Origin of the sequence: Cytobacillus oceanisediminis, from assembly GCF_022811925.1 — a bacterium.
GTDB lineage: Bacteria > Bacillota > Bacilli > Bacillales > Cytobacillaceae > Cytobacillus > Cytobacillus oceanisediminis_D.
The window spans coordinates 277,924-302,559 of the sequence record NZ_CP065511.1; the positions used below are offsets into that span (position 1 = coordinate 277,924).

General features: G+C 44.6%; 24 protein-coding genes, 2 tRNA genes and 3 rRNA genes. 27 read left to right on the plus strand and 2 right to left on the minus strand.

From position 1 onward, the window contains the following. Positions 1-80 precede the first annotated feature (80 nt). The 9 genes from recR to rrf all read left to right on the plus strand — a co-directional run bounded on the left by recR (position 81) and on the right by rrf (position 6,845). Positions 81-677, plus strand: a complete 597-nt coding sequence (gene recR, locus IRB79_RS01375) for a recombination mediator RecR (RefSeq protein ID WP_095246242.1) — start codon at positions 81-83, stop codon at positions 675-677. Between the two features lie 17 nt (positions 678-694). Continuing rightward, complete coding sequence (locus IRB79_RS01380; protein WP_243506439.1) at positions 695-913, plus strand: YaaL family protein; 219 nt, start codon at positions 695-697, stop codon at positions 911-913. A gap of 121 nt (positions 914-1,034) precedes the next feature. Further along, positions 1,035-1,298, plus strand: a complete 264-nt coding sequence (locus tag IRB79_RS01385) for a pro-sigmaK processing inhibitor BofA family protein (protein ID WP_206846176.1) — start codon at positions 1,035-1,037, stop codon at positions 1,296-1,298. Positions 1,299-1,574: 276 nt separating this feature from the next. Continuing rightward, a 16S ribosomal RNA gene (locus IRB79_RS01390) occupies positions 1,575-3,111 on the plus strand. 215 nt (positions 3,112-3,326) lie between these two features. After that, a tRNA-Ile gene (locus tag IRB79_RS01395) sits at positions 3,327-3,403 on the plus strand. A gap of 11 nt (positions 3,404-3,414) precedes the next feature. Next, positions 3,415-3,490: transfer RNA gene (locus tag IRB79_RS01400), tRNA-Ala, on the plus strand. A 127-nt stretch (positions 3,491-3,617) separates the two neighbouring features. Then, on the plus strand, positions 3,618-3,749 hold the full coding sequence (locus tag IRB79_RS27980; RefSeq protein ID WP_279401044.1) for a hypothetical protein: 132 nt from the start codon (positions 3,618-3,620) through the stop codon (positions 3,747-3,749). Next, positions 3,744-6,646: ribosomal RNA gene (locus IRB79_RS01405) — 23S ribosomal RNA — on the plus strand. The genes IRB79_RS27980 and IRB79_RS01405 overlap by 6 nt, the downstream gene beginning before the upstream one ends. Positions 6,647-6,728: 82 nt before the next feature. After that, a 5S ribosomal RNA gene (gene rrf, locus IRB79_RS01410) occupies positions 6,729-6,845 on the plus strand. Together the 16S, 23S and 5S rRNA genes with 2 tRNA genes alongside form the textbook arrangement of a ribosomal RNA operon. 152 nt (positions 6,846-6,997) lie before the next feature. On the opposite strand, the gene IRB79_RS01415 is transcribed toward rrf, so the two are convergent. Next, complete coding sequence (locus IRB79_RS01415) at positions 6,998-7,201, minus strand: sigma factor G inhibitor Gin (RefSeq protein WP_221878791.1); 204 nt, start codon at positions 7,199-7,201, stop codon at positions 6,998-7,000. 266 nt (positions 7,202-7,467) lie between these two features. Between IRB79_RS01415 and IRB79_RS01420 the strand changes: the two genes are divergently transcribed. The 10 genes from IRB79_RS01420 to rsmI all read left to right on the plus strand — a co-directional run bounded on the left by IRB79_RS01420 (position 7,468) and on the right by rsmI (position 14,706). Next, positions 7,468-8,904 carry an aminotransferase class I/II-fold pyridoxal phosphate-dependent enzyme gene (locus IRB79_RS01420; protein WP_243506440.1) on the plus strand — a complete coding sequence of 479 codons (1,437 nt, stop codon included), beginning with the start codon at positions 7,468-7,470 and terminating at the stop codon, positions 8,902-8,904. Between the two features lie 20 nt (positions 8,905-8,924). Continuing rightward, positions 8,925-9,551, plus strand: a complete 627-nt coding sequence (gene tmk, locus IRB79_RS01425; RefSeq protein WP_243506441.1) for a dTMP kinase — start codon at positions 8,925-8,927, stop codon at positions 9,549-9,551. Positions 9,552-9,719: 168 nt separating this feature from the next. Then, positions 9,720-10,049, plus strand: coding sequence for a cyclic-di-AMP receptor (locus IRB79_RS01430; protein ID WP_009336682.1), 330 nt, complete (start codon positions 9,720-9,722; stop codon positions 10,047-10,049). Between the two features lie 42 nt (positions 10,050-10,091). Next, the gene (locus IRB79_RS01435) at positions 10,092-10,532 is read left to right on the plus strand and encodes a YaaR family protein (protein WP_221878788.1); all 441 of its coding nucleotides are present in this window, start codon (positions 10,092-10,094) and stop codon (positions 10,530-10,532) included. 13 nt (positions 10,533-10,545) lie between these two features. Continuing rightward, positions 10,546-11,553: a DNA polymerase III subunit delta' gene (gene holB, locus IRB79_RS01440; protein ID WP_243506442.1), complete on the plus strand. Its 1,008-nt coding sequence runs from the start codon at positions 10,546-10,548 to the stop codon at positions 11,551-11,553. Further along, positions 11,546-12,373, plus strand: a complete 828-nt coding sequence (locus tag IRB79_RS01445) for a PSP1 domain-containing protein (protein ID WP_009336679.1) — start codon at positions 11,546-11,548, stop codon at positions 12,371-12,373. Before holB ends, IRB79_RS01445 begins: the two co-directional genes overlap by 8 nt. Positions 12,374-12,385: 12 nt before the next feature. Further along, the gene (gene yabA, locus IRB79_RS01450) at positions 12,386-12,760 is read left to right on the plus strand and encodes a DNA replication initiation control protein YabA (RefSeq protein WP_061794161.1); all 375 of its coding nucleotides are present in this window, start codon (positions 12,386-12,388) and stop codon (positions 12,758-12,760) included. Between the two features lie 75 nt (positions 12,761-12,835). Further along, positions 12,836-13,576, plus strand: a complete 741-nt coding sequence (locus IRB79_RS01455) for a tRNA1(Val) (adenine(37)-N6)-methyltransferase (protein ID WP_243506443.1) — start codon at positions 12,836-12,838, stop codon at positions 13,574-13,576. Further along, entirely contained in the window at positions 13,566-13,850 is a 285-nt protein-coding gene (locus IRB79_RS01460; protein ID WP_243506444.1) for a GIY-YIG nuclease family protein, read from the plus strand. Before IRB79_RS01455 ends, IRB79_RS01460 begins: the two co-directional genes overlap by 11 nt. Next, positions 13,828-14,706 carry a 16S rRNA (cytidine(1402)-2'-O)-methyltransferase gene (gene rsmI / locus IRB79_RS01465; protein WP_243506446.1) on the plus strand — a complete coding sequence of 293 codons (879 nt, stop codon included), beginning with the start codon at positions 13,828-13,830 and terminating at the stop codon, positions 14,704-14,706. Before IRB79_RS01460 ends, rsmI begins: the two co-directional genes overlap by 23 nt. A 39-nt stretch (positions 14,707-14,745) precedes the next feature. Here the strand turns inward: rsmI and IRB79_RS01470 are convergent, their stop codons facing one another. Continuing rightward, positions 14,746-15,030 carry a transition state genes transcriptional regulator AbrB gene (locus IRB79_RS01470; RefSeq protein WP_009336674.1) on the minus strand — a complete coding sequence of 95 codons (285 nt, stop codon included), beginning with the start codon at positions 15,028-15,030 and terminating at the stop codon, positions 14,746-14,748. Positions 15,031-15,869: 839 nt separating this feature from the next. On the opposite strand from IRB79_RS01470, the gene metG reads away from it, so the two are divergent. From metG to IRB79_RS01510, 8 genes are all read left to right on the plus strand, one after another. Continuing rightward, positions 15,870-17,834 (plus strand): methionine--tRNA ligase, encoded by a 1,965-nt coding sequence (gene metG / locus IRB79_RS01475; RefSeq protein WP_243506447.1) that lies wholly within the window; start codon positions 15,870-15,872, stop codon positions 17,832-17,834. A gap of 214 nt (positions 17,835-18,048) precedes the next feature. After that, on the plus strand, positions 18,049-18,816 hold the full coding sequence (locus IRB79_RS01480) for a TatD family hydrolase (protein WP_243506448.1): 768 nt from the start codon (positions 18,049-18,051) through the stop codon (positions 18,814-18,816). A 703-nt stretch (positions 18,817-19,519) separates the two neighbouring features. Beyond that, positions 19,520-20,713, plus strand: a complete 1,194-nt coding sequence (locus IRB79_RS01485; RefSeq protein ID WP_243509142.1) for a G5 and 3D domain-containing protein — start codon at positions 19,520-19,522, stop codon at positions 20,711-20,713. 210 nt (positions 20,714-20,923) lie between these two features. Further along, positions 20,924-21,484: a ribonuclease M5 gene (rnmV, locus tag IRB79_RS01490; RefSeq protein ID WP_243506449.1), complete on the plus strand. Its 561-nt coding sequence runs from the start codon at positions 20,924-20,926 to the stop codon at positions 21,482-21,484. Beyond that, positions 21,477-22,355, plus strand: coding sequence for a 16S rRNA (adenine(1518)-N(6)/adenine(1519)-N(6))-dimethyltransferase RsmA (gene rsmA / locus IRB79_RS01495; RefSeq protein ID WP_243506450.1), 879 nt, complete (start codon positions 21,477-21,479; stop codon positions 22,353-22,355). Before rnmV ends, rsmA begins: the two co-directional genes overlap by 8 nt. A 299-nt stretch (positions 22,356-22,654) precedes the next feature. Next, complete coding sequence (gene yabG / locus IRB79_RS01500) at positions 22,655-23,539, plus strand: sporulation peptidase YabG (RefSeq protein WP_275721227.1); 885 nt, start codon at positions 22,655-22,657, stop codon at positions 23,537-23,539. A 318-nt stretch (positions 23,540-23,857) separates the two neighbouring features. Then, the gene (gene veg / locus IRB79_RS01505) at positions 23,858-24,121 is read left to right on the plus strand and encodes a biofilm formation stimulator Veg (RefSeq protein ID WP_009336667.1); all 264 of its coding nucleotides are present in this window, start codon (positions 23,858-23,860) and stop codon (positions 24,119-24,121) included. A 249-nt stretch (positions 24,122-24,370) separates the two neighbouring features. Next, positions 24,371-24,544 carry a small, acid-soluble spore protein, alpha/beta type gene (locus tag IRB79_RS01510; protein ID WP_026041722.1) on the plus strand — a complete coding sequence of 58 codons (174 nt, stop codon included), beginning with the start codon at positions 24,371-24,373 and terminating at the stop codon, positions 24,542-24,544. Positions 24,545-24,636: the final 92 nt, after the last annotated feature.

A 24,636-nucleotide genomic window follows, 5' to 3' on the forward strand; every position in this document is an offset into this window, starting at 1 on the left:
GCGAACATAGTCTGATGGGAATCTTCATCAGGCCGTCATGCTCGCGGCGCTTTTCCTTTTCATATAGGAGGAAATTATACATGCATTATCCTGAACCGATATCAAAGCTGATTGACAGCTTTATGAAATTGCCCGGAATCGGCCCAAAAACTGCTGCGCGTCTGGCGTTTTTTGTTTTGAGTATGAAAGAAGATACTGTGCTGGATTTTGCTAAGGCACTTGTCAATGCGAAAAGAAATTTATCTTACTGCTCTGTCTGCGGCCATATCACTGATCAGGACCCGTGTTATATTTGTGAGGATCAGAGACGCGACCGGTCAGTAATCTGTGTGGTCCAGGATCCGAAAGACGTTATTGCCATGGAAAAGATGAAGGAATATAACGGACTGTATCATGTCCTTCAAGGAGCGATTTCTCCGATGGATGGGATTGGCCCTGAAGATATCAATATTCCTGATTTATTGAAAAGGCTTCAGGATGAGACGGTCCAGGAGATTATTCTTGCCACCAATCCGAATATTGAAGGGGAAGCAACAGCCATGTACATCTCCCGCCTGATCAAGCCGTCCGGCATAAAGGCTACCCGGATCGCCCATGGCCTTCCGGTAGGCGGAGACCTGGAATACGCGGATGAAGTAACGCTCTCAAAAGCGTTAGAGGGAAGAAGAGAAGTTTAAGCACGGAGGCGGAATATATGTTTTTTCGCAGGAAAAAATGGCTTCGCAGCGAGTTTGATGAGAAACTTCTGGAGCAGCTGAACAGATTGAAAACAGATTGGAACAACCAGAAATCGCTGGTGGAAAAAAGCTTTGATCCATCCCCGGAGGCAATCAGCCAGGCCAAGCTGGCCGAAGCGAAATACTTTTTTCTATTCAGGGAAGCTAAAAAGAGAAATGTAAGAGTCAGAATGTAGTTTGTTCCCGTTAAGGAAAGAAAATCAATCATTACAAAATACTTGTCCTTCTCTAAGGTCTTTTTTGTACGCGCTAATCATAAATTAGTAGTACAAGTTTCCTGAGAGGAGGATTTTTCTTTTGGACCCTATTGCAGTAATCTCCATTTTAGGAGGGTTAATCTTATTGCTTCTATTTATAGGAGCCCCATTAAAACCAGTAAGGTTCATAGGGCAGGGAGCCATTAAACTGATCATAGGAGCCCTCTTTTTATTTTTCTTAAATGCATTTGGCAATCAGGTTGGCATACATGTTCCCATAAACCTTGCCACTTCGGCCATTTCCGGATTTCTAGGCATTCCTGGATTGTTTGCGCTTGTTGCCATACAGACATGGATTATGTAATTGGACAGCCGTTCGAAGCGGCTGTTTTTATTTATTAAATTTTTTTAGTGATTCTGTTGACATTTAATATTGCTGGTGATAATATATTAAAGGTCGTCACCACGACGCAATGAAAAAACATCTTAAAAAAGATGTTGACATTGAATCGTGAGAATGATATATTAATAAAGTCGCTTCTGAGCGGCGGATTGATCTTTGAAAACTGAACGAACAAAAACGTCAACGTTAATTCTTTAGTCTTTTTTGAAAAGACAACTTATGAGCTTAATCAACTCTTATATGGAGAGTTTGATCCTGGCTCAGGACGAACGCTGGCGGCGTGCCTAATACATGCAAGTCGAGCGGACTGATGGGAGCTTGCTCCCTGAAGTCAGCGGCGGACGGGTGAGTAACACGTGGGCAACCTGCCTGTAAGACTGGGATAACTCCGGGAAACCGGGGCTAATACCGGATAATTCTTTCCCTCACATGAGGGAAAGCTGAAAGATGGTTTCGGCTATCACTTACAGATGGGCCCGCGGCGCATTAGCTAGTTGGTGAGGTAACGGCTCACCAAGGCGACGATGCGTAGCCGACCTGAGAGGGTGATCGGCCACACTGGGACTGAGACACGGCCCAGACTCCTACGGGAGGCAGCAGTAGGGAATCTTCCGCAATGGACGAAAGTCTGACGGAGCAACGCCGCGTGAGTGATGAAGGTTTTCGGATCGTAAAACTCTGTTGTTAGGGAAGAACAAGTACCGGAGTAACTGCCGGTACCTTGACGGTACCTAACCAGAAAGCCACGGCTAACTACGTGCCAGCAGCCGCGGTAATACGTAGGTGGCAAGCGTTGTCCGGAATTATTGGGCGTAAAGCGCGCGCAGGCGGTTCCTTAAGTCTGATGTGAAAGCCCCCGGCTCAACCGGGGAGGGTCATTGGAAACTGGGGAACTTGAGTGCAGAAGAGAAGAGTGGAATTCCACGTGTAGCGGTGAAATGCGTAGAGATGTGGAGGAACACCAGTGGCGAAGGCGACTCTTTGGTCTGTAACTGACGCTGAGGCGCGAAAGCGTGGGGAGCAAACAGGATTAGATACCCTGGTAGTCCACGCCGTAAACGATGAGTGCTAAGTGTTAGAGGGTTTCCGCCCTTTAGTCTGCGACAAACGCATTAAGCACTCCGCCTGGGGAGTACAAGGCTGAAACTCAAAGGAATTGACGGGGCCCGCACAAGCGGTGGAGCATGTGGTTTAATTCGAAGCAACGCGAAGAACCTTACCAGGTCTTGACATCTCCTGACAACCCTAGAGATAGGGCGTTCCTTCGGGGACAGGATGACAGGTGGTGCATGGTTGTCGTCAGCTCGTGTCGTGAGATGTTGGGTTAAGTCCCGCAACGAGCGCAACCCTTGATCTTAGTTGCCAGCATTCAGTTGGGCACTCTAAGGTGACTGCCGGTGACAAACCGGAGGAAGGTGGGGATGACGTCAAATCATCATGCCCCTTATGACCTGGGCTACACACGTGCTACAATGGATGGTACAAAGGGTCGAGACCGCGAGGTTAAGCGAATCCCATAAAACCATTCTCAGTTCGGATTGCAGGCTGCAACTCGCCTGCATGAAGCCGGAATCGCTAGTAATCGCGGATCAGCATGCCGCGGTGAATACGTTCCCGGGCCTTGTACACACCGCCCGTCACACCACGAGAGTTTGTAACACCCGAAGTCGGTGGGGTAACCTTTTGGAGCCAGCCGCCTAAGGTGGGACAGATGATTGGGGTGAAGTCGTAACAAGGTAGCCGTATCGGAAGGTGCGGCTGGATCACCTCCTTTCTAAGGATATTTACATGAAACGTGACGCGTTTTGTTCGTTTAGTTTTGAGAGATTAAATCCTCTAACTTACTTTTAAAAAAATGAGAGAAATGAGAAGCAAATAGATCAAGGAAGCGACTGAACGAGCACCGGAGCGTACTGAGGTACGTGAGGAGCGCAGTGAGAGAGCTGACGCAGAGATATGCAGCTTATCATTTTTCGAATCCTATTATGTGGGCCTATAGCTCAGCTGGTTAGAGCGCACGCCTGATAAGCGTGAGGTCGATGGTTCGAGTCCATTTAGGCCCACCATCTCATATAATGGGGCCTTAGCTCAGCTGGGAGAGCGCCTGCTTTGCACGCAGGAGGTCAGCGGTTCGATCCCGCTAGGCTCCACCAACCATAACGATTCCATTCGTTATTTTTTGTTCCTTGAAAACTAGATAATGTTAATGAAGAAGCAATAACCGAGTAATCGCCATCTTAGTTTTTTTCTCTTATTTAAAAATAAGTAAGAGCACAAACCATGAGGGCAATGAGAAGCAAGAAGATCAAGGAAGCGACCGAACGAGCACCGGAGCATACGAGAGTACGTGAGGAGCACAATGACGGAGCTGACGCAGAGATTCGCCGTTTATCATTGGCCGAAGTAGGTTAAGTTAGAAAGGGCGCACGGTGAATGCCTTGGCACTAGGAGCCGATGAAGGACGGTACTAACACCGATATGCTTCGGGGAGCTGTAAGTAAGCTTTGATCCGGAGATTTCCGAATGGGGAAACCCCCTATCCGTAATGGGATAGGATCTTTACCTGAATACATAGGGTATTGAAGGCAGACCCGGGGAACTGAAACATCTAAGTACCCGGAGGAAGAGAAAGCAAACGCGATTCCCTGAGTAGCGAGCGAAACGGATTAGCCCAAACCAGGAGGCTTGCCTCCTGGGGTTAGGACACTCTACACGGAGTTACAAAGGAACGAGGTAAATGAACAGGTCTGGAAAGGCCGGCCAGAGAAGGTAAAAGCCCTGTAGTTGAAACTTCGTTCCTCCAGAGTGGATCCTGAGTACGGCGGGACACGAGAAATCCCGTCGGAAGCAGGAGGACCATCTCCCAAGGCTAAATACTCCTAGTGACCGATAGTGAACCAGTACCGTGAGGAAAGGTGAAAAGCACCCGGAAGGGGAGTGAAAGAGATCCTGAAACCGTGTGCCTACAAGTAGTTAGAGCCCGTTAATGGGTGATAGCGTGCCTTTGTAGAATGAACCGGCGAGTTACGATTACATGCGAGGTTAAGTTGAAGAGACGGAGCGAAAGCGAGTCTGAATAGGGCGAATGAGTATGTGGTCGTAGACCCGAAACCAGGTGATCTACCCATGTCCAGGGTGAAGTCCAGGTAACACTGGATGGAGGCCCGAACCCACGCACGTTGAAAAGTGCGGGGATGAGGTGTGGGTAGCGGAGAAATTCCAATCGAACTTGGAGATAGCTGGTTCTCTCCGAAATAGCTTTAGGGCTAGCCTCATGTAGTAAGAGTCTTGGAGGTAGAGCACTGTTTGGACTAGGGGCCCCCATCGGGTTACCGAATTCAGACAAACTCCGAATGCCAAAGACTTATCCATGGGAGTCAGACTGCGAGTGATAAGATCCGTAGTCAAGAGGGAAACAGCCCAGACCACCAGCTAAGGTCCCAAAGTATACGTTAAGTGGAAAAGGATGTGGAGTTGCTTAGACAACCAGGATGTTGGCTTAGAAGCAGCCACCATTTAAAGAGTGCGTAATAGCTCACTGGTCGAGTGACTCCGCGCCGAAAATGTACCGGGGCTAAACGTATCACCGAAGCTGTGGATTGACATCTTACGATGTCAGTGGTAGGAGAGCGTTCTAAGGGCGTTGAAGCCAGACCGCAAGGACTGGTGGAGCGCTTAGAAGTGAGAATGCCGGTATGAGTAGCGAAAGATGGGTGAGAATCCCATCCACCGAATGCCTAAGGTTTCCTGAGGAAGGCTCGTCCGCTCAGGGTTAGTCGGGACCTAAGCCGAGGCTGAAAAGCGTAGGCGATGGACAACAGGTTGATATTCCTGTACCACCTCTTTACCGTTTGAGCAATGGGGGGACGCAGGAGGATAGGGTAAGCGCGCTGGATTAGCGCGTCCAAGCAGTTAGGCCGGTAACGAGGCAAATCCCGTTACCACACAGGCTGAGCTGTGACGGCGAGGGAAATTTAGTACCGAAGTTCCTGATTCCACACTGCCAAGAAAAGCCTCTAGCGAGGGAAAAGGTGCCCGTACCGCAAACCGACACAGGTAGGCGAGGAGAGAATCCTAAGGTGAGCGAGAGAACTCTCGTTAAGGAACTCGGCAAAATGACCCCGTAACTTCGGGAGAAGGGGTGCTCATTAGGTGCATAGCCCTGATGAGTGCAGTGAATAGGCCCAGGCGACTGTTTAGCAAAAACAGGTCTCTGCGAAGCCGCAAGGCGAAGTATAGGGCTGACGCCTGCCCGGTGCTGGAAGGTTAAGAGGAGAGGTTAGCGCAAGCGAAGCTTTGAATCGAAGCCCCAGTAAACGGCGTAACTATAACGGTCCTAAGGTAGCGAAATTCCTTGTCGGGTAAGTTCCGACCCGCACGAAAGGCGTAACGATCTGGGCACTGTCTCAACGAGAGACTCGGTGAAATTATAGTACCTGTGAAGATGCAGGTTACCCGCGACAGGACGGAAAGACCCCGTGGAGCTTTACTGTAGCCTGATATTGAATTTTGGTACAGCTTGTACAGGATAGGTAGGAGCCTGAGAAGCCGGAGCGCCAGCTTCGGTGGAGGCGTCGGTGGGATACTACCCTGGCTGTATTGAAATTCTAACCCGCGCCCCTTATCGGGGCGGGAGACAGTGTCAGGTGGGCAGTTTGACTGGGGCGGTCGCCTCCTAAAAGTAACGGAGGCGCCCAAAGGTTCCCTCAGAATGGTTGGAAATCATTCGCAGAGTGTAAAGGCACAAGGGAGCTTGACTGCGAGACCTACAAGTCGAGCAGGGACGAAAGTCGGGCTTAGTGATCCGGTGGTTCCGCATGGAAGGGCCATCGCTCAACGGATAAAAGCTACCCGGGATAACAGGCTTATCTCCCCCAAGAGTCCACATCGACGGGGAGGTTTGGCACCTCGATGTCGGCTCATCGCATCCTGGGGCTGTAGTCGGTCCCAAGGGTTGGGCTGTTCGCCCATTAAAGCGGTACGCGAGCTGGGTTCAGAACGTCGTGAGACAGTTCGGTCCCTATCCGTCGTGGGCGCAGGAAATTTGAGAGGAGCTGTCCTTAGTACGAGAGGACCGGGATGGACGCACCGCTGGTGTACCAGTTGTCTTGCCAAAGGCATCGCTGGGTAGCTATGTGCGGAAGGGATAAGTGCTGAAAGCATCTAAGCATGAAGCCCCCCTCGAGATGAGATTTCCCATAGCGTCAAGCTAGTAAGATCCCTGAAAGATGATCAGGTTGATAGGTCAGAGGTGGAAGCATGGCGACATGTGGAGCTGACTGATACTAATCGATCGAGGACTTAACCAAGTTATATTTGGTTATTACTCGGCAAATGCTTCTTCATGCATTATCTAGTTTTGAGGGAACGAAGTTTCTTCAAACCAAATAGTCCGGTGGCGATAGCGAGAAGGTCACACCCGTTCCCATACCGAACACGGAAGTTAAGCTTCTCAGCGCCGATGGTAGTTGGGGGCTGTCCCCCTGTGAGAGTAGGACGCTGCCGGGCATATGAAAGAGCACCTGATGGGTGCTCTTTTTCTATATGTATGGATGATTTACTGAATCAAAATTGGGCTCTCCCTTTTAAGGAAATATTTCTATATGTGCCATTCCGTCCAATATAAAAAAATAAAAAGCCCCTATCAAAGGGCTTACATTTCAAGAAAATATCTCCGGCATGGTTATTTTCCGCAGTTTCTTTAAGTAATAATTATATTTTGGATTGCTTGTATCCGTGGTGATTAAATCTTTTTCACAATCTGTGCAGATAAAAGAAGTGTATAGATGTATTCCCCTGGTTTTTGCCTGCTCGCATATGACACATTCTTCCCCTGCATGTTTTTTTGCTAATAGCGAACCCAATCACTCCACCTCCATACACTTATTCTGCCCAGATCAATGGTATTGTATACAATTTTTAGAATATTCATTGGCGGGTTTTTTGAGGTTACTTGATTAATATTGTATGATGGAAATCTAATTTGGGTGTATGTCTATAAAGGATTTCTTTCATAAATTTGCCTGATGCTTCAGGGACTGGCACAGATATCGCCCTCATGTTTCTTTTATAGCAAGCACATACTTGTTTTGTTAAAATAAGAGAAGAATCTTAGGAAAGTGATGAAGATATGAATCACGAACACACTCCATTATGGGATCAATTAAAAAAACATGCTTCCCATCAGCCGGTATCTTTTCATGTGCCGGGACATAAGAACGGTCATCTTTCAGGCGGTGAAGGAACAGATTATTTTAAAGATATTTTAAAGCTCGATGCTACTGAGCTCAGCGGACTGGATGATTTGCATTCTCCTGAAGGAGTCATTTTGGAGGCGCAAAAGCTGCTTGCAGATTTGTATGGGGTTCCAAAAAGCTTTTTCCTTGTTAACGGATCGACCTCAGGGAATCTCGCCATGGTCATGTCAGCCGCAAAGGAAAATGAGACTGTACTTGTCCAGCGGAATTGCCATAAATCCATTCTTAATGGCATTACATTGGCTAAGGCTAAGCCTGTCTTCTTAGCACCGGAGTTTAATGAAGAGTGGGGCGTTGCCGGGGGAGTAGCTTTAGAGACCGTTAAAGAGGCAATCAGACAATATCCGGATGCAAAAGCACTGATCTTAACTTATCCCAATTATTACGGAATGGTGTTCAACCTTGAGGGTATTATTCAGTACGCCCATGATCAAGGAATTCCAGTACTGGTGGATGAAGCGCATGGAGCGCATTTGATCGGGGGAAATGATTTTCCTGCGTCGGCCGTTCAGCTTCACGCAGATCTGGTTGTACAATCGGCACATAAGACTTTGCCTGCTATGACGATGGGGGCTTATCTGCATTTTAATAGCCGTTTTATAAAGGAAGAAAGAGTGTCCAAATATCTGGGGATTCTCCAATCAAGCAGCCCTTCCTATCCCATTATGGCATCTCTTGATTTGGCAAGAGCCTATTTAGCTTCCTTTTCGGCAAAGGATGAGGAAGTACTGCTTGGAAAAATCGGGCAGTTCAGGAAGAAACTAAGCAAGATAATAGGAATTAAAGTTCTGAATTTTGAACATCAAAACGGTGACCCTTTAAAAGTGACCATCCAGTCGGAAACCGTTCTTAGCGGGTTTGAACTGCAGACTCTTCTGGAGAAGCACGGGATCTTTACGGAAATGGCGGATCCCTATAATGTCCTATTTGTTTTGCCTCTTTTGAAGAACGATATGGATTATCCATTTGACCGGGTTATTGAATGTTTGAAAGAGGAATTGAAATCATTCGGACCGGCAGACCGCCAAGAAAAAATCACTTTCAGTAAAAAGCCTGTTTCCGGCCTTGCCCTTGAGCAAAAGGAACAGAGTCAACACACCATTAAAACGGTGGCACTGGAAGAGGCGGCCGGCAAAATATGTGCTCAGCAGGTAATTCCTTATCCGCCAGGCATTCCGCTCTTATACCCGGGTGAAATCATTGAGGGTAAAGATATAGCAAACATCAGAATTCAAATTCAGGCCGGAGCACGGTTTCAAAATGGAGACAATATAAAAAAAGGCAGCATCAACGTTTATCAGGATCTATAACAGCAGCTGGAGGAAGTAAAATGAAAAAAGGTAAGTTTATTACGGTCGAAGGACCTGAGGGTGCCGGAAAAACAACGATTATTGATATGCTGGCAAGCAATCTGGCAAAGGAAGGCTATCAGGTTCTTCAGACAAGAGAGCCTGGCGGAATTGAGATTGCAGAGCAGATCAGAAGTGTCATACTTGATAAAAATAATACAAAGATGGATCCAAGAACAGAGGCTCTGCTTTATGCTGCAGCCAGAAGGCAGCATCTGGCTGAAAAAGTAAAGCCAGCGATGGATAAGGGATTTATCATATTATGTGATCGGTTTATTGATAGTTCTCTTGCTTATCAGGGCTATGCAAGGGGCCTTGGCATTGATGAAGTCTACTCTATAAACAGCTTTGCCATTGAAGGCATGATGCCTGAACTGACGCTGTATTTTGATATTGAACCGGAGGCCGGGCTGGATCGAATCAATCAGCATAAAGGACGGGAAGTGAACCGCCTGGACCTGGAAAAGCTCGACTTTCACCACAAAGTGCGGGAAGGCTATTTGAAGCTAATGGAGCTTTACCCGGAGCGCATCTTTAAAATCGATGCTTCGAGGCCATTGGAGGAAGTGTATCAGCAGGCGGAGAGCAAGCTGAAAGAACTAATATAAAAAATTCGCCTTAAAGATCATATTTCTTTAAGGTTTTTTTGATAAGCTTGCCAGCCAGTTTTCAAAATAATTTTTCCGGTATTCCCTTAATTTCTGCTTGAAGATAAAATAATTGATATAATAAAAGTAAGATAAAACGGATTAAAAACTTGTAAAGGGGATGGGCTTATGAAATTAATTCTGGCAGTCATTCAGGATCAGGACAGCAATAAGCTAATGAATGCGTTGGTTGACAATAATTTTCGTGCGACAAAATTGGCCAGCACGGGCGGATTCTTGAAATCAGGCAATACAACGTTCATGATTGGGACAGAGGATATCCGTGTGGAGAGAGCCCTGCAGATTATTAAGGAAAATTGCAGAGCAAGAGACCAGCTGGTAGCACCTGTATCGCCAATGGGCGGAAATGCTGATTCTTATGTGCCTTACCCTGTAGAAGTTGAGGTTGGCGGTGCAACGGTATTTGTCCTGCCAGTTGAACAATTCCACCATTTTTAATAAATATAAAGGGAGCTTAATGCCCTTTGCGGAGGATTAGGTATGAAAATTAATCAGGAACTTCGGCTCAAGATGGAAAATGTCCGCAATGAGCAGAAGCAGGCTGCTGGGAACGGCGTTAAGTTTTCTGAAATGGTGCAGAAGCAGGACCAGAAAATGCAGGCTTCTCAGCTTCAGGGTCTGTTAAAGGACATAGATGCCGCTGGAGAACGGCTGGCCCGCTCCAGAACCTTTAAGGATTTAGCCAAATTTAAAACGCTTGTGAAGCGGTTTGTGAAGGAAGCCGTTGACTTTGGGATGGAGCTGAAGCAATCGCACAGCTGGAACCAGCATGGACAGGGCCGGTCTCTGAAAGTGGTAGAAACGGTTGATGAGAAGCTATCAGAGCTGACGGATGAACTAATGAAAAAAGAAGAATCATCTATCGATATATTGGGGAAAGTCGGCGAGATTAAGGGACTTTTAATAAATTTATATATGTAAGTGAGTGATCGTTGTGGGAAAAACGTGGGAACAGCTGGAGGCCTTACAGCCAGTTGTATTGAAAATGTTTAAAAATAGCATAGTGAAGGATCGGCTGGCCCACGCCTACTTATTTGAAGGGATGAAAGGAACGGGAAAGCGGGAAGCAAGCATGCTTTTGGCGAGAAGCCGATTCTGTCTTGAGCCGCTTGAAGGGTATGTTCCATGTGAAACATGTTCAAACTGTAAGAGGATTAACAGCGGCAATCATCCGGATGTTCATATTCTCGAGCCGGACGGGCTTTCTATCAAAAAGAATCAGATTCAAAGCCTGCAGGAGGAGTTTTCAAAGACCGGGGTTGAATCAAAGCGAAAACTTTATGTGATTGTACATGCTGACAGAATGACAGTTAACGCTGCCAACAGTTTGCTTAAATTTCTGGAGGAACCCCATTCAGAGACGACCGCTGTGTTGACTACCGAGCAGTCTCAGCAGATGCTTCCTACTATTCTATCCCGCTGCCAGACCATTTCTTTTAAACCATTATCTCCTGCGGAAATGATTCAGCAATTAAAAAATAATGGAGTGGATCCTGCCCAGGCACCATTACTTGCACAAATTACCAATAATTTGGATGAAGCTTTGCAATATAGTTCTGATGATTGGTTTGTACAAGCACAAAAAATAGTGTTAAAATTATATGAAGTGGTGAAGAAGAATCCGCTTGAGGCGATGGTTGCCCTTCAGGAGGATTGGTTCTTGCACTTTAAAGAAAAAGAGCAGATTGATCGCGGCTTGGATCTATTACTTCTTATTTTTAAAGATTTACTATATATTCAGCTTGGGAAACAAGACCAGGTTGTCCATCTGAACGAACGAAATCGTTTAGAGCAGTTTGCGCTGCAATCTTCTACAAAGCGTCTGACGGAACAGATGACGGCTGTTTTGGAAGCCAAAAGAAAATTACAGGCAAATATGAATCCGCAGCTGTTGATGGAACAGCTTGTGCTAAAATTGCAGGAGGGATCTTCCTTTGTATGATGTAGTAGGAGTGCGCTTTAAAAAAGCGGGCAAGATTTATTATTTTGATCCCGGAGATCTCTCAATACAAAAGGATGACTTTGTCATTGTCGAAACTGTCCGAGGCGTAGAATACGGAAAAGTGGTAATTGCCCCGAAGCAGGTCGATGAGCATGATGTTGTCCTTCCATTAAAAAAGGTTCTTCGTATTGCAGATCAAAAGGATCGCATGATTGTCGAGGAGAACAAGCAGGCCGCCAAAGAAGCATATGAGGTCTGCTGTGAAAAGGTCCATACACATCAGCTTGATATGAAGCTGGTCGATGTTGAATATACATTTGATCGAAATAAGGTCATTTTCTATTTTACGGCTGATGGCCGGGTTGACTTCCGCGAGCTTGTCAAAGACCTCGCAGCCATCTTCCGGACAAGGATAGAACTTCGCCAGATTGGTGTGAGGGATGAAGCAAAAATGCTGGGCGGAATTGGCCCATGCGGAAGAATGCTCTGCTGTTCCACCTTCCTGGGTGATTTTGATCCTGTATCCATTAAGATGGCAAAGGACCAGAATCTATCGTTGAACCCAACGAAAATATCAGGTTTGTGCGGACGCTTAATGTGCTGCTTGAAGTATGAAAATGATGAGTACGAAGCAGCAAAAGAACAGCTCCCGGACCTTGGGGAATGGATTCAGACCCCTGATGGAGCTGGAAAAGTGGTAGGCTTGAATATATTGGAGCGTGTTCTGCAGGTCGATGTGAAAGAAGCGGAGCGCGTCCTCGAATATACATTGGATGAAATTTTAAAACAAGGTGCTGTATCAGTTCAGTCCACAGATTAAGAGGTGGAAGTCGTGGATAAAAAAGAAATCTTTGACTCAGTGAGTAATATGGAAACCCAAATTGGAGAGTTATATCAGCAGCTTGGTGAGTTAAAGCAGCATTTGGCAGAAATACTTGAAGAGAATAACTCTTTGAAGCTGGAAAATGAACATTTAAGACGCCATTTAGACATATCTGCGGAAAAGGAAAGCACATCGGCGAAAAAAGGCAAATCAGAGCAGTCTGCTGATGCTGCAGATGATGATAAGGTGATTGATATTGGCGAAGGCTATGATAACCTTGCCCGCCTTTATCAGGAAGGCTTTCACATTTGCAATCTCCATTTTGGCAGCCCTCGAAAAGAGGGAGACTGTTTGTTTTGCTTGTCTTTCCTGAATAAGAAGTAAATTTTAGCCTTCCTGATGATAGGAAGGCTATTTTTCCATAGAAGCAAAGAATCAGAGAAGCATGGAGGATCAAGAATGGATTTTTTAAAAGAAGGGGAGCGGCTGGACTATTTGCTGGCTGAAGATATGAGAATTATTCAAAGCCCGGCCGTTTTTTCTTTTTCACTGGATGCTGTCCTGCTGGCCCGGTTTGTATATGTGCCGATTCAAAAAGGCAATCTTATTGATTTGTGCAGCGGAAATGGCGTGATTCCGCTATTTTTAAGCACAAGAACAAAGGGGGTCCTTACAGGCGTTGAAATTCAGGAACGTTTGCATGATATGGCGGTCAGAAGCATTGAATACAATAATCTTCAAGACCGGATTAAGATGATTCACGGAGATATTAAAGAAATACATCAGGTTTTAGGATATGGAAAATTTGATGTTGTCACTTGCAACCCGCCCTATTTTCCTACTCCTTCCCGGGAGGAAATCAATGTGAATGAACATTTGGCGATTGCCCGCCATGAAATACTCTGTACATTGGAAGATGCGATTAAAGCGTCAAGCGGGCTTGCGAGACAGGGCGGCAAGGTGGCATTTGTACACAGGCCGGGAAGGTTCCTGGACATTGTGACGCTCATGCGCAAGTATAAGCTTGAGCCGAAAAGGGTGCAATTCGTCTATCCAAAGGCCGGAAAAGAAGCGAATACCCTGCTGATTGAGGCAGTGAAAAATGGCAATCCGGACCTGAAAATCCTGCCTCCTTTATTTGTATATAATGAAGAAAATGAATACACATCTGAAATGAGAGAGATTTTATATGGAGAATAGCCATTATTTTTACGTTCTCCATTGCCGTGATGGCAGCTTGTACGCGGGCTACACCAATGATCTTGAAAAACGGGTGAAGGCCCATAATGAAGGAAAAGGGGCGAAGTATACAAGAGGCAGAGGGCCGGTGGACCTGGTCTTCTCCCGATCCTTTTCTGAAAAGGGCGAAGCGATGAGAGCCGAATATGAATTTAAGCAATGGCCCCGGAAAAAGAAAGAAGAGTTTTTAATGAAAGAGACTGGTGGTACATATGTGGCAGCAAAAAAGCTTTGAACATGAAGAAACAAAAGGAATCCTTTATTTAGTCCCGACTCCAATCGGCAATCTGGAAGACATGAGCTTCAGAGCAGTTAGGATTCTGAAAGAAGCTGACTTTATTGCGGCGGAGGATACGCGCAATACAAAGAAGCTCTGCAATCATTTTGATATTGCAACACCCATCATCAGCTATCACGAACATAATAAGGAGGCAAGCGGACAGAAGCTGCTTGATAAAGTGGCCAATGGCGCAAAGATTGCCCTTGTCAGTGATGCGGGAATGCCTGCGATTTCAGACCCGGGCTTTGATCTTGTAGTGGCGGCTGCTGAAGAAAAATTGACAGTGGTGCCCCTTCCTGGTGCGAATGCTGCATTAACCGGCCTGATTGCTTCCGGCATTGATACACAGCCCTTTTATTTCTACGGTTTCCTGAACAGGCAGAAGAAAATTAAGAAACAGGAGCTGGAGAATCTCTCGAAGCTGAAAGCAACCATCATCTTATATGAAGCTCCCCACCGCCTGAAGGAAACCCTCTCGCTGATGTCGGATATTATGGGGAACAGGAATATCGCGTTATGCCGCGAACTGACGAAGAAATATGAAGAATTTATCCGGGGAACTGTAGGAGAAGCAATGGAATGGGCCTCAAACGGCGAGGTAAGAGGAGAATTTGTGATTATTATTGAAGGAACTTCCGAGGCTGTGCAGGATGAAGAAACAGCCTGGTGGGAGAATCTTTCGGTTGAAGATCATGTTAGACATTATATAGAAGAAACTGGACTCTCGAGCAAAGAAGCCATTAAGCAAACGGCAAAAGATCGGGGATTAAATAAGCGGGATGTTTATCATGCTTATCATATTGAGGAATAAAAAAAGCTTCTCACACGCGTGAGAAGCTTTTCTTCATTATTATTTTGCTAATTCAAAAGTGTTTTGAATTTCTTTTAACAGCTGTTCTGCACCGTCACGGCTTAGAATTAATTTGCCGTTAGCTAAAGAGATATTTTCATCAGATACTTCCCCAGTAACTTGGCAAGTCATGTTTGGCTTGTACTTTTTAAGGATGATTCTTTCGTCATCTACGTAGATTTCTAAAGCGTCCTTTTCAGCAATTCCAAGTGTACGTCTTAATTCAATAGGGATAACTACGCGGCCAAGCTCATCAACTTTACGAACAATACCTGTGGATTTCATAATAAAAGTCTCCTCTCAAATCTCCAATAATATTTTTCTCTATCTATGTTGTTTCGTCATTATTCGACAAAATCTTTATTACATTTATAATACCAGCCATTCCCATATACGTCAATTACTTTATTTTGAATTCAAATAGAAAATTTTAGGATATCACTTGAAGTGTTGATATGACAACGTTTTTAAGAAATAAAGAAGGTTTAATTAAGAAGAGGAAAGAACCATTCAAAAATTAGCGATATGACTCTTTTCGACATTTCGACAAAATTCTACAATTGTTATACTTTTACTATAATAATATTCGTAAGTTAATTTCCTTTTTTAGGGTAGAAAATAAAAAAATTTAATTTAAGAAGAATCCTGCCATTCCTTTCTGCCTATTGGTTGCACAATTTCAAGTTTTTAGGTATATTTTGATGGTATAAGAGGTTATGCTGACGAATATAACTTCTTGTAAAATATTGATATAGCAGGCCCAATAACGGCACGATTTTCTGATTGATACTCTCGTCCAAATTGGGCGGGATTTTTTTACAGAGATAAGAAAGTATAACTTTGAACTTCGATAACTGTCTAGCTCCAGCGCCTACCCCCTCGAGGTCACAAGCCAAGCCTCCCAAAAAGGTAAAGAACACCTTTCCGTGAGGCTCGTCTTGTGCTTGAGGCCCCCAGGATGGGGGTCATGCAGACGTTGCCACAGGACGTGGCGCTTTTAGTCTGCGTTCCATCGTGACCAAGGCGCTTGCGCTTTTCTTAGTATCCATTATGAGTCAGTCAAAAGCATAGCTGCATATATATATGCACCCCATGCTTTCTTAAAAAATGAGGGAGGGAATCTTGTGGAGAACAAATTAAAGACGTTTTATTTAACCACTCCAATTTATTATCCTAGCGGAAATTTACATATAGGGCATGCCTATACAACTGTTGCCGGTGATGCAATGGCGCGCTACAAGCGCATGCGCGGCTTTGACGTTATGTACCTGACAGGAACGGATGAACATGGACAGAAGATTCAGGAGAAGGCAGAAGAAAAAGGGGTAACACCGCAGCAGTACGTAGATGAAATTGTCGCCGGCATCCAGGATCTCTGGAAGAAGCTCGATATTTCCTATGATGACTTTATCCGTACTACTCAGGACAGACATAAGCAGATCGTAGAAAAAATCTTCGCTCAGCTTGTAGAACAGGGCGATATCTACCTTGGCGAATATGAAGGCTGGTACTGTACACCATGTGAGTCTTATTACACAGAACGCCAGCTTGTAGACGGAAACTGCCCTGACTGCGGACGTCCCGTTCATAAAGTAAAAGAAGAATCCTATTTCTTTAAGGTAAGCAAATATGCTGACAGACTTCTGCAGTATTATGAAGAAAATCCATCTTTCATACAGCCTGAGTCCCGCAAGAATGAAATGATCAATAACTTCATTAAACCGGGCCTTGAAGATTTGGCGGTATCCAGGACCACTTTTGACTGGGGAGTAAAAGTGCCGAATAATCCAAAGCATGTTGTGTATGTATGGATTGATGCACTATCGAATTACATCACAGCGCTTGGCTATGGAACCGATGATGATTCCAAGTATCTGAATTACTGGCCTGCAGATGTTCACCTGGTTGGAAAAGAAATTGTGCGCTTCCATACGATTTACTGGCCAATCATGCTGATGGCATTAGATCTGCCTCTTCCTAAAAAGGTGTTTGCACATGGCTGGCTTTTGATGAAGGACGGCAAAATGTCCAAATCAAAAGGAAATGTAGTGGATCCTGTTACCCTTATCGACCGTTATGGTCTTGATGCACTGCGCTATTACCTGCTTCGCGAAGTGCCATTCGGCGCAGACGGAGTGTTTACGCCAGAAGGTTTTGTGGAAAGAATCAACTTTGATCTTGCCAACGATTTAGGAAACCTTTTAAACCGTACGATTGCGATGGTTAATAAATATTTTGACGGTGTCATTCCGGCATATAAAGATTCAGACGGAGAGTTTGATCAGCAGCTGCTGCAAATGAACCGTGAGACGGTTTCCAAGTATGAGGAAGCTATGGAAAAAATGGAGTTCTCTGTTGCCCTATCTGCAGTCTGGCAGCTTGTCAGCAGAACGAATAAATATATAGATGAAACGCAGCCATGGGCTCTTGCCAAAGAGGAAGAGAAAAGGGAAGAGCTTGCGAGTGTGATGGCCCATCTGGCGGAATCCCTGCGGAGAATCGCGGTGCTTCTGCAGCCATTCCTGACACGTACGCCAAAAGAAATCTCCACACAGCTGAATGTAAATGAAGAAGCATTAACATCCTGGGAAAGCCTTGAGACATTCGGCCTGATTCCGGAAGGCACAAAGGTGTTAAAGGGAGAACCGATTTTCCCTCGCCTGGATATTAATGAAGAAGTCGACTTCATTAAAACCAAAATGCAGGGATCAGCTCCTAAAGAAGAAGCAAAGCCGGAAGCAAAAGCAGAGGAAAAACCGGATAGTGAGGAAATCTCAATCGATGACTTTATGAAGGTCGATTTAAGAGTGGCTCAGGTCATTCAGGCTGAACCGGTGAAAAAAGCTGATAAGCTCTTAAAATTACAGCTGGATCTTGGCTATGAAAAGCGCCAGGTCGTTTCCGGAATTGCCAAATTCTATAAGCCGGAAGACCTGGTCGGCAGAAAAGTCATCTGTGTAACAAACTTGAAGCCTGTGAAACTTCGCGGCGAGCTTTCAGAAGGAATGATTTTAGCAGGAGGAAAAGACGGCGAACTTTCCCTTGCCACAATCGCTGAATCTCTTCCATTGGGTGCAAGGGTAAAATAATATTATTTATTTCTTCTGTTAAACATAAAAACATAGAAGTGTTAAGCGTATACCGTGAGCATTTCTATGTTTTTTATTTTTGGAAAAAATTATTCTTGAAAAGTAATTTCTGGTGAGTTTATTAAATTTGAACCATACTGCCAGCACATTATTTTTGTTACATAGCTGACATAATAGTAATAGAAAAATAATATGAAGAAAAAGGAGTTTTTTGATGTTTTTCGACACACATGCACACCTTAATGCCGAACAATATAACGAAGATTTACAAGAGGTGATTGATCGGGCCCAGAATGAAGGGATTTCCAACATCGTGGTCGTTGGATTTGACCGGCCAACGATTGAAAAAGCGATGGAGCTGACTGAAAAATACGATTTCATCTACGCAAGTGTGGGATGGCATCCGGTTGATGCCATCGATATGACAGAGGATGATCTTCAATGGATCGAAGAGCTTTCCAGCCATCCAAAAGTGGTTGCACTGGGAGAAATGGGCCTGGATTATTATTGGGACAAGTCTCCGAAGGATATTCAACAGGAAGTCTTCCGAAAGCAGATCCGTCTGGCGAAAAAAGTTAAGCTTCCAATCGTTATCCATAACCGTGATGCGACAGCCGATATAGTCGAAATCCTTAAGGAAGAAGGAGCGGGAGAAGTAGGAGGCATCATGCATTGCTTTAGCGGCAGCCATGAAATTGCCAAAGAGTGTGTGGATATGAACTTTTTTATTTCACTTGGAGGCCCGGTGACATTCAAGAATGCAAAAAAGCCAAAAGAAGTAGCCGATGTTATTCCGCTTGAAAAGCTATTAATTGAAACAGACTGTCCATATCTTACCCCTCATCCATTCAGAGGAAAACGGAATGAACCTAGTTATGTCAAGTTAGTTGCAGAGCAGATTGCAGAAATAAAAGGACTTTCGGTAGAAGAAGTTGCACAAGCAACCACAGAAAATGCAAAAAAATTATTCGGCATAAACTGATATCTCTTTTTGTCGAAACCTGTTGGGGCTTGTCCAAATTTTTTCTGATTCTAAAAAGTTCTACATGTCTCCTTCTTCTCATAGGATAACCATGTCGATAAGTCTCTCTTTCCTTTCTCCTGTTTTTTTTGCATAATAGGAAATACGTTTACGAGAGAGCTTGCCATTTACTAGAAAAGCGGAAGCGCCTTGCCCACCCCCGACACCTCGAGAGGGTAGGCTGCTTGCGCTAGACAGTTAGAAAAAGGTGCTGTTCTAGCACCCCCTGCTGATCGAGCGGAGGGCGTTTGCTGCTAGTTGAGGAGCGTGACAGATAAAGAACCGGCAGTCTGAAGGCTTGAGGAACTTCCGGAATCGCTCCCGATTGCTGAACGCCTGGTCGGCAGAAATTAAGGGATTACCAAAAAGACGTAAAAATCCCTAAATCAAAAAAAGAAGGATTTTTCACATGAGTGTGGAAAAGTATAAATCCAAGGCAAGCATCATCGAAAACGGGGCATTTGCAAGAAGGCATGCATAGAGAGGAGCTGTCTTTCATACATAGAGATAGAGTGCAGTTCTATGGATACAGGCAATCATAGCCCGATGCCTGCATTCCGCCAGCCTTTCGGAAGCTGGAAAATTGAAAGAGTTGACAGTCGGCAAGATACTCTATATAATCACTCCGAGAGAAAAGGAGGCGTTTTTCATCGTGATTCAAAACATGAAAAACCTGTTATCCAAGTCTTTGAGTAAAAAGAAATTGGCCATTTTTTCTGCTAGTTTAGTAGTCTTTGCTGCTGCCTGTGGTTTCATTGCATATGAAACGACAAAGAAAACAGTAGCACTGACGATAGATGGCCAAGAGAAAGTCATCAAAACGCATGCATCAACGATTCAAGATATATTCGATGATCTAGATATTTCACTTCGCTCAGAAGATTATGTGTTTCCCTCGGTAAACACAGAGGTTAAGGACAATACAGAAATTGTCTATGAACCGGCTAAACAGGTGAAAGTTGTAACAGATAACGAGAAGAAAACGATTTGGACGGCTGCAAAGACGGTCGGGGACGTTTTAAAAGAACAGAATATTACTCTGACTGAACATGATAAGGTTCAGCCAAAGCCAGAGGATAAAATTAAAAGCAACCTGGAAATTCAAGTAGAGAAAGCATTCGCTTTAACGCTTAATAATGGCGGCAAAGAGAAGCAGGTTTGGTCAACTTCGACTACGGTCGCTGACTTTTTATCACAGCAGGGAATCAAGATCAATGATTTAGACCGTGTTGAACCAAAGTTGGAAGAGACAGTCAAAGCCAATGACAATATAAAAGTCATTCGAGTTGAAAAAGTCACCGATGTAGTGGAAGAACCAATTAATTTCGCAGTTGTGACAAAGAAAGATAATAGCTTGGCTAAAGGCACTGAAAAGGTGATGAATGCTGGAAAAGAAGGCCTAAAGGCGAAAGAATTTGAAGTCGTCCTGGAGAATGGCAAGGAAGTTTCCAGAAAGCTGATCAGTGAAAAGCAAGTGAAAGAGAAGCAGGATAAAGTCGTTGCTGTCGGAACAAAGGTGGCTGCAGCAACACAGGTGGTTTCCCGCGGAACAAGCAGCAAGGCAAGCGGAAAAGAAATATATGTATCGTCAACAGCCTATACGGCCAATTGCAGCGGATGCTCAGGCAGAACCGCTACTGGATTGGATCTGCGTGCCAATCCGGGTGCTAAGGTAATAGCTGTTGATCCAAGTGTCATTCCCCTTGGAACGAAGGTCTATGTTGAAGGCTATGGCTATGCCGTTGCAGCAGATACGGGCGGTGCTATTAAAGGTAACAAAATCGATGTATTCTTCTCTTCCAAATCAGAAGCTTACAAATGGGGAAGAAAGACCGTAAAGATTAAAATACTGAATTAATTTTTGTGATGCAGGGGCTTTCCCCTGCATTTTTTATTTCATTGCAGAGAAGGTTAATAATTAACATTTTTCATTTCTCAGCTGCATCATATATAATAAGAACTATTCTTTATTACTATATTCTTCTTACATCTATTTAGACGAATTACATTACAGAAATGTTTCAATTTTTTTTCAATTTTTTTATATTTTATTTTTTATGGAGGAAACATGAAGATCAAAGAAATTATCGTTGTAGAAGGCAAGGATGATACAGCAGCGATCAAAAGAGCGCTGGATGCTGATACAATTGAAACCAATGGATCTGCCATTAATCAGGAAACCATTGAAAAAATAAAGCTTGCCCAGAAAACCAGAGGGGTAATCGTGTTCACAGACCCGGACTTTCCCGGCCAAAAAATCCGGAATACGATCACTATTGATGTACCTGGATGCAAGCATGCCTTTATAGAAAAAGCGGATGCTCTTCATAAGCACGGCAGAGGAGTGGGCGTTGAGCATGCATCGCCTGAAATGATCCGCCAGGCATTAAAGGACGCCCAGGTTATGCAGGAAACCTATGAAGAAACCATTACCCAGGAAGACCTGGTAACCGCAGGCCTGATTGGCGGAGAGGGCGCCAAGGAAAGAAGAGAAAAGCTTGGCAGACTTCTCAAAATCGGCTACACAAACGGAAAGCAGCTTCATAAGCGCTTAATGATGTTTCAGATCAGCCAGAAAGATTTTGCTGAGGCAATCGAAGCTATTCGCAAGGAGGAACAAAATGCATAAAGATATTGCAACACCAGCCAGAACGCGGGCGATTTTGGATAAATACGGATTTTCTTTTAAGAAAAGCCTGGGACAGAACTTTTTGATCGATACGAATATTCTCCGGAGAATTGTCGATCATGCAGACCTCACGGAAGAGTCGGGCGCCATTGAAATTGGCCCGGGAATTGGGGCATTGACTGAACAGCTGGCCCGGAGAAGCAAAAAGGTGCTTGCATTTGAAATTGACCAGCGGCTGCTTCCCATCTTAGAGGAAACTTTATCGCCATATCCCCATGTATCCATCATCAATGAAGATGTACTGAAGGCAGATGTTAAGACAGCGATTGATCAGGAGTTTGAAGGCGTTGACGATATTATGGTTGTTGCCAACCTTCCGTATTATGTTACAACGCCGATTATCATGAAACTGCTCGAGGACAAGCTTCCGATCAGAGGAATCGTCTGTATGCTCCAGAAAGAGGTAGCAGACAGAATTTCAGCCCGTCCTGGAACGAAAGAGTACGGCTCACTCTCTATTGCTGTCCAGTACTATACAGAGGCTGAAACGGCCATGATCGTGCCGAAGACGGTCTTTGTGCCGCAGCCGAATGTGGATTCAGCCGTCATTAAACTGACAAAGCGCAAAGAGCCTGCGGTGGCGGTGAAAAGTGAATCCTTCTTTTTCCAGGTGACAAAAGCAAGCTTTGCACAAAGACGCAAGACTCTGCTGAATAATTTAACAAGCCAGCTTCCTGGAGGAAAACAAAAGAAGGAACAGATTCTCTCTGCTCTCGAACAAGCCAATGTCGAGCCGGGCAGAAGAGGGGAAACTCTATCCATCGAAGAATTTGCCCGATTGAGCGATGCCCTGCTGCCGCATTTTTCGTAATAAAGGCAAGCCCTGCTGAGAACAGCGGGCTTTTTTTTTTGCCTCAAATTTTGAACGTCGATAACTGGCTGGCACCACAAGGAACACCTCGTCAGCTTCATTATCTCACGACTAAAAGCATAGCTTTTAGGAGGAGCACCTGCCCCCTCGGGAAGTAGGGGGTGGGCAAGGCTTTTCCGCTTTTCTAATTCTACGCACATGTTTATAGACGAATGCATAATTTATGACATAAATAATAAATCACAAACAAGAGACCAGAAGCAGCCCGCGTTTACCCTCGGGCAATTGGAGTGACGACATTGACTATAAATACGATGGATATCGTCGGAAGAATTTCGTATCACTGTGATATTTTATTCCGCGTGATTGATATTAAAGAACAGGGCGGCAAAAAAATGGCCGTATTATTCGGAGAGGATATTCGTCTCGTTGCGGATGCTCCCTGTGAAGATTTAATCGTCATAAACCAGGCGCAGCGGATGAAGTTTGAGCAGGAGTATAGGTCGCTTGAGGAACAGTCTTTCCAGCTATTCAGGCAAGACCTCGCTCTTTTAAGGGAGAAGCAGGAGTATGAGGTGACTGACGGCTACAGCAAGACGCTTAACTATTTTCAGATACCAGGCAGGGTGCTTCACCTGGATGGTGATCCATCTTATTTAAAGAAATGCTTAAGTGTCTATGAAAAAATAGGCATACCCGTAACAGGAATCCATTGCAATGAAAAGGAAATGCCGATGAAAATCGGACAGCTCATCGATCATTACAGGCCTGATATCCTGGTTGTAACAGGTCATGATGCCTATTCAAAGGCAAAGGGGAAGAAATCGGATATCAATGCTTACAGGCACTCCAGGGAGTTTGTGCAGACGGTGAGGGAAGCACGCAAAAAAATACCGCACCTTGATCAGCTTGTCATTTTTGCTGGAGCATGCCAGTCCCATTTCGAATCGCTGATCCATGCAGGCGCCAACTTTGCCAGTTCTCCTTCTAGGGTGAATATCCATGCCCTTGACCCCGTATACATTGTTGCGAAAGTCAGCCTTACTCCATTTATGGAAAGAATCAATTTATGGGATATCTTAAGAAATACATTAACGGGTGAAAAGGGGCTCGGAGGAATAGAAACCCGGGGAGTACTGAGAACAGGAATGCCTTACAATGACGATGATTTAAACGAATCCTAATCAGCAGGCCGTTTGCGATATATAGCGGCTTGTTTTTTTATGCTTTTCCCGGAAAAATAAGAATTTATTAAGCATTTTTCGAGGAATTTCGCGCGGGTGAAATTCGACTATTTCCCAGGTAATGAAGGGCAGTCTGATAAGGCTTTCAAAAACTATACATAATCTTTGCCATTTAAGGCAATCCTAAAATTGTTGAAAATTAGAAGAAAAAGTAGAACAAAACATATTGACATTTATTTTTAAACACTGTTATAATTTATATTTTTGTTTGACAGTATTGTGTCAGTGTGATATACTTAACATAGTGAGGTGGACCGAATGGCAAAAACATTATCAGATATTAAAAAAGCTCTTGATTCAAATCTTGGGAAAAGGCTCCTGCTTAAAGCAAATGGCGGGCGCAGAAAGACCATTGAACGCTCAGGAGTTCTGGCAGAAACGTATCCTTCAGTATTTGTGATTGAGTTAGATCAGGATGAAAATGCATTTGAACGGGTATCTTACAGCTATGCAGATGTTTTAACAGAAACGGTTCAAATTACATTCTATGAAGACACATCAGGACAGGTTGCTTTAAGCTAATATATATGACAGCGGGCGGTGAACAAATTGTTTACTGCTTTTTGTTTGCCTTTTTTCAGAGCCGTCTAGCGTAAGCAGCCTACCTCATCGAGGTGTCGGGGGTCAACACTATGGATGGGCTTCCTTGGATACTCTTCGCACGAACAAGCGGTTTTGGCTTGTTCCGCGAAGTCGCTTTCGCTTTTCTTAATGAATGTAAGGCTCCTTTCACATACTATACATACCGCAGTGCGAAAGGGGATGTTAATGTTGGGCAGAAGACGGGGCGTTATGTCAGATGGTTTAAAAGAAGAAATTGCGAAAGAGCTTGGCTTTTATGATGTGGTCCAAAAGGAAGGCTGGGGCGGCATCCGTGCCAAAGACGCCGGCAATATGGTTAAGCGGGCTATCGAAATTGCGCAGCAGAACCTTCTTAACAAATAGCATTCGCACAGATTATGTTTAAGCATTAATATGCACTGCGTCAGCCGAAGCGTATGCTTCGGCTTTTCTGTTTGTCAAATAGTGATAACTTC

Excerpts from the sequence above, each read along its gene's own strand:
- recR (WP_095246242.1), top strand. The coding sequence starts at position 81 with ATGCATTATCCTGAACCGATATCAAAGCTGATTGACAGCTTTATGAAA.
- IRB79_RS01380 (WP_243506439.1), top strand. The coding sequence starts at position 695 with ATGTTTTTTCGCAGGAAAAAATGGCTTCGCAGCGAGTTTGATGAGAAA.
- IRB79_RS27980 (WP_279401044.1), top strand. The coding sequence starts at position 3,618 with ATGAGGGCAATGAGAAGCAAGAAGATCAAGGAAGCGACCGAACGAGCA.
- IRB79_RS01420 (WP_243506440.1), top strand. The coding sequence starts at position 7,468 with ATGAATCACGAACACACTCCATTATGGGATCAATTAAAAAAACATGCT.
- tmk (WP_243506441.1), top strand. The coding sequence starts at position 8,925 with ATGAAAAAAGGTAAGTTTATTACGGTCGAAGGACCTGAGGGTGCCGGA.
- IRB79_RS01430 (WP_009336682.1), top strand. The coding sequence starts at position 9,720 with ATGAAATTAATTCTGGCAGTCATTCAGGATCAGGACAGCAATAAGCTA.
- IRB79_RS01435 (WP_221878788.1), top strand. The coding sequence starts at position 10,092 with ATGAAAATTAATCAGGAACTTCGGCTCAAGATGGAAAATGTCCGCAAT.
- IRB79_RS01455 (WP_243506443.1), top strand. The coding sequence starts at position 12,836 with ATGGATTTTTTAAAAGAAGGGGAGCGGCTGGACTATTTGCTGGCTGAA.
- IRB79_RS01460 (WP_243506444.1), top strand. The coding sequence starts at position 13,566 with ATGGAGAATAGCCATTATTTTTACGTTCTCCATTGCCGTGATGGCAGC.
- rsmI (WP_243506446.1), top strand. The coding sequence starts at position 13,828 with ATGTGGCAGCAAAAAAGCTTTGAACATGAAGAAACAAAAGGAATCCTT.
- IRB79_RS01470 (WP_009336674.1), bottom strand. The coding sequence starts at position 15,030 with ATGAAATCCACAGGTATTGTTCGTAAAGTTGATGAGCTTGGCCGCGTA.
- IRB79_RS01480 (WP_243506448.1), top strand. The coding sequence starts at position 18,049 with ATGTTTTTCGACACACATGCACACCTTAATGCCGAACAATATAACGAA.
- IRB79_RS01485 (WP_243509142.1), top strand. The coding sequence starts at position 19,520 with ATGAAAAACCTGTTATCCAAGTCTTTGAGTAAAAAGAAATTGGCCATT.
- rnmV (WP_243506449.1), top strand. The coding sequence starts at position 20,924 with ATGAAGATCAAAGAAATTATCGTTGTAGAAGGCAAGGATGATACAGCA.
- rsmA (WP_243506450.1), top strand. The coding sequence starts at position 21,477 with ATGCATAAAGATATTGCAACACCAGCCAGAACGCGGGCGATTTTGGAT.
- veg (WP_009336667.1), top strand. The coding sequence starts at position 23,858 with ATGGCAAAAACATTATCAGATATTAAAAAAGCTCTTGATTCAAATCTT.